Genomic DNA, 11,963 nt, shown 5'->3' with positions numbered 1-11,963 from the left:
CGCTCTGAACGCCTCGATTACTGGTACTACTGTGTAGCGGTTTTTAAAGGTTTCCTGCTTTTCCCTCTCCCCTCAGGGAGGGGGGCATTTTTTGTAGGGCGGGTAAGCGTAAGCGCACCCGCCACTACCACAACACTTACTTACGCGCTGCGCTGCAACAACATCGATTTGATGTGGCCGATGGCGCGCGTCGGGTTCAGCCCTTTCGGACACACACTGACGCAGTTCATGATGCTATGGCAGCGGAATACGCTGAAAGCGTCACTTATGCCGTCGAGGCGGCTGTCGGTTTCGGTATCGCGGCTGTCGATCAGGAAGCGATACGCGGCCAGCAGGCCCGCCGGGCCAACGAACTTGTCAGGGTTCCACCAGAATGACGGGCAGGAGGTCGAGCAGCAGGCGCACAGAATGCACTCGTACAGACCATCCAGCTTTTCACGCTGATCGGGAGATTGCAGATGCTCTCTCGCCGGTGGATTTTGCCAATTATTCAATAAGTAAGGCTTAATCTTCTCATATTGGGCATAGAATTGCCCCATGTCCACCACCAGATCGCGGATAACCGGCAATCCAGGCAGCGGGCGGATAACAATTTTCTGCTTGCCGGCCCCGAGCGCGGAAACCGGGGTAATGCAGGCGAGGCCATTCTTACCGTTCATGTTCAGACCGTCGGAACCACATACCCCTTCGCGGCAGGAGCGGCGGAAGGAGAGGCTCGGGTCTTTCTCTTTGAGCAGCATCAGGGCATCGAGCAGCATCATGTCGCGCCCCTCTTCCTGCTCAAGGGTGTATTCCTGCATCCGCGGCGCGTCATCGACGTCCGGGTTATAGCGATAGATTGAGAATTCGAGTTTCATCACCGTCTCTCCGCAATTAGTAAGTACGCACTTTCGGCGGGAATGCCGGACGCAGTTTCGGCTCCATGTTCACCTCACGGCGCGTCATGGATTCGCTTTGCGGCAGATACAGGGAGTGGCACAGCCAGTTTTCATCATCGCGATCCGGATAATCGAAACGACTGTGCGCCCCGCGGCTTTCAGTACGAAAGTTCGCAGAGACCGCCGTGGCAAACGCGGTTTCCATCAGGTTATCCAGCTCCAGGCACTCGACGCGCTGGGTATTGAACTCGCTGGAGGTGTCATCCAGACGGGCGTTTTTCAGGCGCTCACGGATGGCCTTCAGCTGCTCAAGCCCTTTGGCCATCGCATCGCCTTCGCGGAATACCGAGAAGTTATGCTGCATGCACTCCTGTAGCGCTTTACGGATCTCCACCGGATCTTCGCCGTCGCGGTTGTTGTTCCAGCGGTTGAGGCGCGCCAGCGAGGCTTCAATGTCTGATTCGCTGGCATCGCGCAGCGGACCCTGCTCGGCGATGGACTCCTGCAGATGCAGACCGGCTGCGCGGCCAAACACCACCAGGTCGAGTAGCGAGTTGCCGCCGAGGCGGTTCGCGCCGTGTACCGATACGCAGGCGATTTCGCCGACGGCAAACAGACCCGGGATCACCACGTCTTCGCCCTGCTCGTTTACGGTCAGCGCCTGGCCGGTCACTTTGGTCGGAATGCCGCCCATCATGTAGTGGCAGGTCGGAATAACAGGAATCGGCTCTTTCACCGGGTCAACGTGGGCAAAGGTACGGGAGAGTTCGAGGATGCCCGGCAGACGGGATTCGAGCACGTCTTTGCCAAGATGATCGAGTTTCAGTTTCGCGTGCGGCCCCCACGGGCCGTCGCAGCCGCGGCCTTCGCGGATTTCGATCATGATGGAACGCGCCACCACGTCACGACCCGCCAGGTCTTTGGCATTTGGAGCATAACGCTCCATGAAGCGTTCACCGTGTTTGTTCAGCAGATAGCCGCCTTCACCACGGCAGCCTTCGGTCACCAGGACGCCAGCCCCGGCGATGCCGGTCGGGTGGAACTGCCACATCTCCATATCCTGCACCGGCACGCCTGCGCGCAGCGCCATGCCAACGCCGTCGCCGGTGTTGATGTGGGCGTTAGTGGTAGACTGGTAGATACGGCCTGCCCCGCCGGTTGCCAGCACGGTCGCGCGGGCTTTGAAGTAAACCACTTCACCGGTTTCGATGCACAGCGCAGTACAACCCACCACCGCACCGTCCTGGTTTTTTACCAGATCGAGCGCGTACCACTCCGAGAAGATAGTGGTCTTGTTTTTCAGGTTCTGCTGATAAAGGGTGTGCAGCAGGGCGTGACCGGTACGGTCAGCAGCGGCTGCGGTGCGCGCTGCCTGCTCGCCGCCGAAGTTTTTCGACTGGCCGCCGAACGGACGCTGATAAATTTTACCGTCATCAAGACGAGAGAACGGCAGACCCATGTGCTCAAGCTCAAGGATCGCTTCCGGTCCGGTTTTACACATGTATTCGATAGCGTCCTGGTCACCGATGTAGTCGGAACCCTTAACGGTATCGTACATGTGCCATTCCCAGTTATCTTCATGGGTATTGCCGAGGGCAACGGTGATACCGCCCTGCGCGGACACGGTGTGAGAACGGGTAGGAAACACTTTGGAGAGCAGCGCACAGGTCTGGCCGCTCTGGGAAATCTGTAACGCCGCGCGCATACCTGCGCCGCCTGCGCCTATAACAACAGCATCAAACTCTCTGACTGGCAAATTCATCACACACCCCACACCACAACGAATCCATAAATAACGTAAACCAGCAACGCCAGAACCACCGCCAGTTGCAGGAACAGGCGCAGCGCAACGTGTTTAACGTAGTCGGTAAACACCTGCCACATGCCAATCCAGGCATGAATCAACACCGAGAACAGCGTCAGCAGGGTGAATACTTTGGTGAAGGCGGAAGCGAAGAAGCCGCTCCAGATCTCGTAGGTCAGCTCGCCGTTCAGAGCGAAGAAACCGATCAGATAGACGATATACAGGGTGATAACAATGGCGGTGGCGCGTACCAGAATAAAATCATGAACGCCATTGCGACCCAGTGCGGAAGCGTTGCTTACCATACGAGGACTCCTGCGAGAAGCGAAAGCACGACGGTGATAACGAAGGAAAGGTTAGCGGAGCGTTTACCTGACGCGAAGGTCTCTTCCAGATAGCCAAAATCCATCAGCATGTGACGTACGCCGCCGACGACGTGATACGCCAGTGCGGTGAGAATGCCCCACATAATGAATTTGACGAAGAAGCTGTCCATGATGGAGGACGCGGCCAGAAAACCTTCGGGTGAAGAGAGCGACAGCCCCAGCAACCAGAGCAGAATACCGACCGCCACAAAGGTGATCACGCCGGACACGCGGTGGAGGATGGATGCTATAGCCGTTACAGGAAACCGGATCGTTGTCAGATCCAGATTAACAGGTCTTTGTTTTTTCACGGTTATGCCCACATTGCTGTTCTTATTGTTTCCTACCTCCGGGTCTGCTAACCGGGTCAGACAGCGTCACTTTTCTATAACTCTGCGTCATGCAAAAACAACTGCTTCCAGATGTTAAAACGACGGGTTACTACGCTGGGTGGCTCCTGATGCAGGGGTTTCCGGAGACCTGGCGGCAGTATAGGCCGTTCACAATATCATTACAATTCACCTACAAATTGTTTGGTGTCTTTTGCTCTGAACAGTGACCAGGATCACGATAACAACATAATTTTAAAATTTAATCATCTGATTTGACAAATGTTAAACATTATTGTTACAAAAATCAGCCGAAAAGGCATATAATTCGTAAAAGTTATGGGGTCGTGCTTTCACCTGAGAATAAGTTATGTAACAGTGTGTCGGTATTGACCGCAGTGACCTGGCCCGGTATTAGTGATAGAGATTAACGAATAATACGGATTGCTAACGTCCTGATTTGCCGTGAATTCGCCGTAATACGCACGTTTCCTGCACGCGCCCATCGCTCTGTACCCTGATGTCCTCCTCTACCGCAGAGCAGCGAGCCAAATAACAAACTGGTAACGTAAGTCCACGGACTGAAATGCAAATCTGGTCGCCAGCAGTCTTAAGGTAATAAGGCGCTAAGGAGACCGTAAATGGCTGATGTTAAAGCAAAGATCACGTATAACGGTGATGATGCTATCGAACTGAATGTGCTAAAAGGCACGCTCGGTCAGGATGTTATTGATGTTCGCAGTCTTGGTTCAAAAGGTGTGTTCACTTTCGACCCCGGCTTCACCTCAACCGCATCGTGCGAATCCAAAATCACCTTTATCGACGGTGACGAAGGTATCCTGCTCCACCGCGGTTTTCCCATCGATGAACTCGCGACCAACTCCACCTATCTGGAAGTGTGCTATATCCTGCTTTACGGTGAAAAACCGACCCAGGAAGAGTACGACGACTTTGTTACCACGGTAACCCGCCACACCATGATCCACGAGCAGATCACCCGTCTGTTCAACGGCTTCCGTCGCGATTCCCATCCGATGGCAGTGCTATGCGGCGTGACCGGCGCGCTGGCGGCGTTCTACCACGACTCGCTGGATGTGAATAATCCGCGTCACCGTGAAATTGCCGCTTTCCGCCTGCTTTCCAAAATGCCGACAGTAGCGGCGATGTGTTACAAGTATTCAATCGGCCAGCCGTTTGTCTATCCGCGTAACGACCTCTCCTACTCCGGTAACTTCCTGAATATGATGTTCTCCACCCCGTGCGAAGAGTACGTGGTGAACCCGGTGCTGGAACGCGCAATGGATCGCATCCTGATCCTGCACGCTGACCACGAGCAGAACGCCTCCACCTCCACCGTACGTACCGCAGGCTCCTCCGGCGCTAACCCGTTCGCCTGTATCGCTGCGGGCATTGCCTCCCTGTGGGGACCGGCACACGGCGGCGCTAACGAAGCGGCACTGAAGATGCTGGAAGAGATCAGCACCGTTGAGCATATTCCGGAATTCGTGAAGCGTGCGAAGGACAAAAACGACTCCTTCCGCCTGATGGGCTTTGGTCACCGTGTTTACAAAAACTATGACCCGCGCGCCACTGTGATGCGTGAAACCTGTCATGAAGTGCTGAAAGAGCTGGGTACCAAAGATGAACTGCTGCAGGTGGCGATGGAGCTTGAGCATATCGCGCTCAACGACCCGTACTTCATCGAGCGTCAGCTTTACCCGAACGTCGATTTCTACTCTGGCATTATTCTGAAAGCGATGGGTATTCCGTCCTCCATGTTTACCGTGATCTTCGCGATGGCCCGTACCGTCGGCTGGATTGCGCACTGGAACGAGATGCACGACGACGGCATCAAGATCGCCCGTCCGCGTCAGCTCTACACCGGTTACGAAAAACGTGAGTTCACCAGCAATCTGAAAAAATGATTGTCTGCGTGAGCAATGAAAAACGCGCCTGCGGGCGCGTTTTTTTATGGCCGGAAATTACGGCGGGTTTCCACACCCATAACATCTTCAGGCTACGCGAACAGGTAATGCATTCCATTCCGGTATAACAGCAAAGCGGCATCCAATACAGGTGCGGATTTTATTTGCGGAGAGTCCTGGATAATGGGGGTTATATATTAAGGCAGTGAATTACTTTATTTGATGAATTACATTTTATGAATTATTTACCAATAAACAAATAAACGAGCAGATAATATTTTGTAAGCGTTTATTTTTGCGTCATGAAGCACTATTTTCATTTCCAGACTGCGGGCGTATTATTTTTTTGAGCGTTTCATTGCGCTATCAAAAGGATATTTGACGATGGCAGGACAACCAGACAGGGTTCAACAGCAGGATACCCTGAATCGTTATTTACTGAATTTCCCACACAGTAAAAAAGTTTCAGCGGATGTTCACTCTTTTACCGGGAAAGAAGAACTCAGCAAGCCTTACCGCTACACCATCCGCTTTACCAGTCCGAATCAGAATATCGCCGTCCGGGACGTTCTTAACCAGATGGCGGAGTTTATTCTGCGTGCCCCTAACCCAAAAGCCGGCTGGCACAATCAGCAACCCTGGCTGTCGGTGCGTCAGATAAACGGCGTGATCACGTCGTTTTCCCGCCTGAAATCTTCCCCCGATCACGCGCTGTATGAGTGCGTGCTGGAGCACGAGCTGGCGCTACTGGATCGGAATTACCGTTCTGCCGTGTATATGGATGTGACCGTACCTGAACTTGTCACAACGTTGATGAAAAAGAGCGGGCATTTCGATGGTTACAATATCGATTTTGACCAGTTGAACCACAGCTATCCCGAACGGGAAATGATTATTCAGTGGAAAGAAACCGATCTTCAGTTCATAAGCCGCCTGTTGGCTGAGGTAGGGATCTGGTTCCGTTTTGAAAATCACGAAAAAGTGCCGGTGAAACGGTGGTTATTTTCGGTGACGGGGAACGTCGTTACGTCTTCTGCAATAAACCGCTGCCATACGTCCGTTATTCCGGTATGACCAGCCATGAAGAGTACATTACCGAACCCGAAGAACAGTACCAGCTTATTCCTGAAAATGTGCTGGTCCGCACCTATAACTACCGCGACCCGCTTTCTCACCAGGCAGATAAAACCATCACCAGCAATGATATTCCCGACGGAATAACCCGCGGGAAACAGTACCACTACGCCGATCCTTATCTCTCCGCCGGTGATTTTTATGGGACAGAGGCGGAAACCGCCACGTTCTACGCCCGCCTGCGTTATGAACGCCTGCTGAATAAACAGAGTGTGCTGGGGGTAACCACCAACGATCCAGCCCTGCTGCCTGGCGTGATGTTTCACCCGACAGGGAACATTCCTGACGGATTTACCTCAGGGGTTCTCGTCACCACGATGACGCTCTCCGGCAGTCGCGCACAGCATTACAGTGCTGTTCTCAGGGGAATCCCCTATCTGAACGGTTACAGCTACCGTCCGGAATATCTGCCGCGGCCGGCGATCGCCGGAACGGTGCCCGCCAGAGTGGTGGCCATCGGGAGCAATAAAACCTATGCCGGGCTGGATGCGAAAGGCCGCTACCGCGTGAAATTTGATTTTGATCTTGATGAAAAGCGCGACGGTTTTGACAGTGCGCTGATGCGTCTGGGCCGGCCATACGGCGGAGATGTTTTTGGTTTTCACTTCCCGTTGCTGGAAGGAACGGATGTGGCTGTAGCCTTTGAAGGTGGCGATCCCGATCGGCCTTTTATCGCCCACGTGTTGCATGACGGTAGCCATCCGGATTTGGTCAACCACCGCAATGACACCCGCAATGTCATCCGCACAGCTTCATTTAACAAGATTCGCCTGGAAGATCGTCGCGGTAAGGAACATATCAAGATTTCGACGGAGTACGGCAAGGGACAGCTTAGCCTCGGCCACCTGGTAGACGCCAAAGGTGGAAAGCGTGGCGAAGGGGTAGAGGCCCGCACCGATGACTGGATGGCACTGCGTGCCGCCAAAGGGGTGCTCATCACGACAGAAGCCCAGCCGCGGGCGCAGGGTAAGCAGCTGGATATGACGGCCGCCATTGTGCAGCTGGAAAAAGCGTTGTCGCTGGCGATGACGTTGCAACAAAGCGCGGCAACGGCCGGAGCCGGTAATGTCGATACCGACCAGCAGAACCAGTTGAACCAGGCGCTGCGCAATCTGACCGGGCCGGGTCTTCTGGCGTATGCCGAAAAAGGAACAGCGCACGTTACCCCGGCGAGCCTGCAACTTTCTGCCGGCAAGGATGTGATTGTAACGGCGGGCCAGGATACCAGCGTGAACGTGGTGAAAAAGTTCTCGTTGGCGGTGGGGGAAAAACTCTCGCTGTTTGCCCGGAAACTTGGCATTCAGCTGATTGCCGGAGCCGGAGATATCACCACGCAGGCCCAGCGCGGTGCCATGCATATGCTTTCGCAGCATGATTTCTCGATAGCCAGTACCGCCGGGCAGATGAACTGCAGCGCTAAACAGGGCATACAGCTGGCTTGTGGCGGTGGCGGGATACGTGTCAGTCCGAACGGACTGGTCACCATTTTCTCGCCGACGGGTATTGAGCTGAAAGCCCCGAACCTGAAATACGACGGCCCTGAAAGCGCGCAGGTAACGGTCCCGCCGTTCAATCAGGGCGCATTCAAACTCCGCTATCAGTTGCACGCGGGAGACGACCCGGAGCAAATTCTCGCGAACAAAAAATTCAGGCTGACCAGCTCGGCCGGAAAGGTGGTAGAAGGTGTTACGGACAGCAACGGCCATTCATCGTTACTCGATGCCGACGATCTGGATACCTGGAAAATGGAGTTACTGTGATGACGGACGTTAAAAAAAGCCCCTATGCGCCACGGGTGATATCCGAGGGGGATATTCCGGTACATAAAGATCTGGGGGTGGTCGCTCAGACTCGTCGCGTTGGCGTACCGCGCCCCATGCCGGGGATCGTGATCCTGGTGCACGGGGTAAACGACGTGGGTGAAGCCTACCAGAATCAGGAAAAAGGCATTCTCGCGGGCCTGAGTAAGCGCCTGGGCCGCCAGGATTTTTACGCGCATGAATGGGGGGAGTACAGAATCACCCGGCCGGGTCGTTCACCTGTGATCCCGTTTTACTGGGGCTATAAGCCGGTCACGCATGAAGATTATGTGGCGGACCAGAAACGCTATCGTGATGAAGTCCGCAAGATAAATGATGCGGCCCACCTGCCCTACGACGCGTATCAGGAAGATAACGTCCGTAAAAAAACCGATCTGGGCAATGACGGGCAAGGCACGCTGAAGTACCAGAACGATAACTTTGGTAACGTGCTGGAGACGAACTTTTCCAAAGGCGGCGGAACCTTTGCCAACGCCACCACCACCATTCCCGATATGCTGGGGCCGGGTGCCGGGGGCGTCGCGCTGGGCGCCGTCGGTTTTCTTTCCCTGCATGCGAACGGCGGAGACTTCACACACCCCATCTTTAATAACCCGCACCGTATCTATCAGTTTTTTGCCGCCCAGCGCCTGGCAGATTTGATTTTGCAGATTCGACGTGAACCTGAGACAAAAAACGATGTGATTAACGTGGTGGCCCACAGCCAGGGGACGATTATCACCATGCTCGCCAATATGCTGGTCAAGCAGGCCGGGCAGGCTCCGGTTAACTGCGTCATCCTGAACCATTCCCCCTATTCTCTCGAATCCCGTACCGCTGAAAATTTACAGCCCGGCCATCACCAGACGGATGAAGCCCGACAGCAGACGTTTAAAAATTTCTGTCGCCTGATGGCAACGCAGTACACAGGCGGCGTGCTGGATGAGGCGGCCCTGCAGGAAATGGAAGCCACCTGTACGCTGCGTAAAGCCTCCGATAACCCGTTACGGCAGGATGCCCGCTGCGCCCGTAACAACAACGGCAAGGTCTATAACTACTTCTGCCCGAATGATGGCGTCGTGTCCCTGATGAACGTGCAGGGCTTGGGCTGGCGGGGGATCCCCCGGACTATTGCGAAGGACATCCCTAACTTATACCAGCGGGTCTTTTATCAGCACGGTGTGGTGGGTCTGGCCCCCACAGAAGACGAGTTCACGCTTCCTCCGCGTAAAACGGGCGATGCGGATTACAGCGGTATGGCGAATACGGATTATCCCACCTCCGGCTCGGGTGTTGTCGTGAACGGTGAAGCGCTGCCGGAGACGTTCATCTTTGCCCTTCAGGGGCAGGCTAACCATCCCGATAACGACCCGAAAACCAGCGACAAGCCCTACACCGCCTATATCGACCCGGACAGCCCGGACGCCTGCATTTCGTATTCTGCAAAAGCCCACACCATCAAACTCACTCACTCGGCCACCTATGCCGTAAACAGCTATCAGCGTATCGGCTGGCGGCCCGGACATATTCTGACGCCTGAAGAACTGGAAATGGAAAGCAACGACCGCAAAGTGACGGTGATTAAGGGTGTTGTGACAGGTTCGAAAGATTATCAGTTCGTCACGCTGACCTGGCTTCGTTCGCGCGAGGAGCTGGAAAAGGAGTGGATGAAGTCAGACCCGGTGGGGTACAGCCAGCATTCTTCCATCGTCATGAGTGAGTATGCCCCGTCGCATGCGATGGCGTTTGACCTGGCTATCGGCCAGTGCAGGGCGTTCGACTACAGGGCGGGCAAATTCTGGGAAGACCTGCTGCACCGGGCTGACTGGCGTGACCCGCTGAATAAGAACCCTGATGCGAAGGAGTATTACCGGTCAGGGAAGCTGCCTTTAGACGAAACAAAGCGGTATATGAATAAGCCCGTTGAAGTACTACCCAAAGATGTTGTTAACCAGTTCAGCAACGCCACATCCGTTAAACCATCCCGCGACCTGGCTACCGGAAACCAGGAAGTAAAAAACCTGCAATGGGATATGCCAAGGCCTAAAAGTGATGCCGCCTTAGCGAAGGGAGATTAAATATGAAGGGATTGTATTCAGCCCTGACTGCGCTGCTGTTAGCGGCCGGATGCCAGGCAAAGGAGCCGCCGACGCAGGTGGTTTATCGTTTTGACGATCACCGTTATCTGGAACTGAAGGGCTGGGACTGCGAGGGAGAGCTCTGGTACGTCGACACGCTAAAAGATATCCATAGTCAGGTATGGAGCCAGTATTACCGAATATTTACAAAGAAATTTGTTCATCCTTCTGAACGCTACATGGCAGTTTCCTCGTGGGGAGGTGGATTTACAGTTTCAAAAGATTACGGGAAAACCTGGACCGGTGCGCATTATTCGCCCGGAGAAAATGAGCCTAATGGTGATAACCGACCACCTTATGATGACATTCTTTCTTTCACTGTCGTCAACGACCAGGGTTTTTTGCAGACGAAACACCGGCTGTATATGTCGTCCAGACCGTTTGATGACCCGCGCGTTCTGCCTGGCGGTCCGGGCATTCATTACGAACTGCCTGATGGTATTAAAGGGGATATTACGCCGCAGTTTCCGGGGCCAGCATGGGGACTGGATTACATTACAAAAGAGGCATTAGTAAACGATACAGCGAAATATCATACCAATTATCAGGACCTGCCCGACAAAGTACCAGAAGTGAAGGGATACACCGGCTGGGATCACATGCGTTGTGACATGGATGCGGGGCGGAAATGATGCAGGGACGTTATTCAATGCTGACCGGACTCGGTTTTCTTTCCCTGCATGCGAACGGCGGAGACTTCACACACCCCATCTTTGAGAACCCGCACCGTATCTATCAGTTTTTTGCCGCCCAGCGCCTGGCAGATTTGATTATCCAGATTAGGCAGCCACTGGAAACCCGGAATGATGTGATCAACGTGGTAGCGCACAGCCAGGGCACGATTATCACCATGCTCGCCAATATGCTGGTGAAACAGGCGGGTTATGACCCTGTTAACTGCGTCATCCTGAACCACTCCCCCTATTCTCTCGAATCCCGTACCGCTGAAAATTTACAGCCCGGCCATCACCAGACGGATGAAGCCCGACAGCAGACGTTTAAAAATTTCTGTCGCCTGATGGCAACGCAGTACACAGGCGGCGTGCTGGATGAGGCGGCCCTGCAGGAAATGGAAGCCACCTGTACGCTGCGTAAAGCCTCCGATAACCCGTTGCGGCAGGATTCCCGCTGCGCCCGTAACAACAACGGCAAGGTCTATAACTACTTCTGCCCGAATGATGGCGTCGTGTCCCTGATGAACGTGCAGGGGTTTGGCTGGCGGGGGATCCCCCGGACTATTGCGAAGGACATCCCTAACTTATACCAGCGGGGCTTTTATCAGCACGGTGTGGTGGGTCTGGCCCCCACAGAAGACGAGTTCACGCTTCCTCCTCGTAAAACGGGCGATGCGGATTACAGCGGTATGGCGAATACGGATTATCCCACCTCCGGCTCGGGTGTTGTCGTGAACGGTGAAGCGCTGCCGGAGACGTTCATCTTTGCCCTTCAGGGGCAGGCTAACCATCCCGATAACGACCCGAAAACCAGCGACAAGCCCTACACCGCCTATATCGACCCGGACAGCCCGGACGCCTGCATTTCGTATTCTGCAAAAGCCCACACCATCAAACTCACTCACTCGGCCACCTAC

Annotated in this window: 11 protein-coding genes; 7 read left to right on the top strand and 4 right to left on the bottom strand. The window is 54.4% G+C overall.

All coding sequences use genetic code 11. The annotated features are described in order from the left end of the window. Window positions 1-140 precede the first annotated feature (140 nt). The 4 genes from ET34_RS0119805 to sdhC are packed head-to-tail and all read right to left on the bottom strand — an operon-like array spanning window position 141 to window position 3,370. The gene (locus ET34_RS0119805; RefSeq protein ID WP_031524952.1) at window positions 141-857 is read right to left on the bottom strand and encodes a succinate dehydrogenase iron-sulfur subunit; all 717 of its coding nucleotides are present in this window, start codon (window positions 855-857) and stop codon (window positions 141-143) included. 16 nt (window positions 858-873) lie between these two features. Beyond that, window positions 874-2,640: a succinate dehydrogenase flavoprotein subunit gene (gene sdhA / locus ET34_RS0119800; protein ID WP_035891806.1), complete on the bottom strand. Its 1,767-nt coding sequence runs from the start codon at window positions 2,638-2,640 to the stop codon at window positions 874-876. Next, complete coding sequence (gene sdhD / locus ET34_RS0119795) at window positions 2,640-2,987, bottom strand: succinate dehydrogenase membrane anchor subunit (protein ID WP_031524948.1); 348 nt, start codon at window positions 2,985-2,987, stop codon at window positions 2,640-2,642. The genes sdhA and sdhD overlap by 1 nt, the downstream gene beginning before the upstream one ends. Beyond that, window positions 2,981-3,370 carry a succinate dehydrogenase cytochrome b556 subunit gene (sdhC, locus tag ET34_RS0119790; RefSeq protein WP_031524946.1) on the bottom strand — a complete coding sequence of 130 codons (390 nt, stop codon included), beginning with the start codon at window positions 3,368-3,370 and terminating at the stop codon, window positions 2,981-2,983. Before sdhC ends, sdhD begins: the two co-directional genes overlap by 7 nt. Window positions 3,371-3,651: 281 nt before the next feature. Here sdhC and ET34_RS23260 point away from each other — a divergent pair, with 281 nt between their 5' ends. From ET34_RS23260 to ET34_RS23065, 7 genes are all read left to right on the top strand, one after another. Beyond that, a complete protein-coding gene (locus ET34_RS23260; protein WP_461785629.1) occupies window positions 3,652-3,807 on the top strand; it encodes a hypothetical protein in 156 nt (51 codons plus the stop codon). Between the two features lie 210 nt (window positions 3,808-4,017). Further along, window positions 4,018-5,301, top strand: a complete 1,284-nt coding sequence (locus ET34_RS0119785) for a citrate synthase (RefSeq protein ID WP_031524944.1) — start codon at window positions 4,018-4,020, stop codon at window positions 5,299-5,301. A 384-nt stretch (window positions 5,302-5,685) separates the two neighbouring features. After that, window positions 5,686-6,375 carry a contractile injection system protein, VgrG/Pvc8 family gene (locus ET34_RS23105; RefSeq protein ID WP_269077685.1) on the top strand — a complete coding sequence of 230 codons (690 nt, stop codon included), beginning with the start codon at window positions 5,686-5,688 and terminating at the stop codon, window positions 6,373-6,375. Then, a complete protein-coding gene (locus ET34_RS23100; protein WP_269077684.1) occupies window positions 6,297-8,195 on the top strand; it encodes a DUF2345 domain-containing protein in 1,899 nt (632 codons plus the stop codon). Before ET34_RS23105 ends, ET34_RS23100 begins: the two co-directional genes overlap by 79 nt. After that, window positions 8,195-10,312, top strand: a complete 2,118-nt coding sequence (locus ET34_RS0119770) for a T6SS effector phospholipase Tle3 domain-containing protein (RefSeq protein WP_031524941.1) — start codon at window positions 8,195-8,197, stop codon at window positions 10,310-10,312. Before ET34_RS23100 ends, ET34_RS0119770 begins: the two co-directional genes overlap by 1 nt. A 2-nt stretch (window positions 10,313-10,314) precedes the next feature. Then, the gene (locus ET34_RS0119765; protein ID WP_031524939.1) at window positions 10,315-11,004 is read left to right on the top strand and encodes a T6SS immunity protein Tli3 family protein; all 690 of its coding nucleotides are present in this window, start codon (window positions 10,315-10,317) and stop codon (window positions 11,002-11,004) included. Further along, a partial coding sequence (locus tag ET34_RS23065; protein ID WP_461785625.1) for a T6SS effector phospholipase Tle3 domain-containing protein occupies window positions 11,001-11,963 on the top strand: 963 nt, incomplete at its 3' end. The genes ET34_RS0119765 and ET34_RS23065, both read left to right, overlap by 4 nt.

The sequence above is a fragment of the Siccibacter colletis genome, from assembly GCF_000696575.1.
GTDB lineage: Bacteria > Pseudomonadota > Gammaproteobacteria > Enterobacterales > Enterobacteriaceae > Siccibacter > Siccibacter colletis.
Note: the sequence above shows the minus strand (reverse complement) of the source record. Positions and strands in the feature narration are given on the sequence as shown.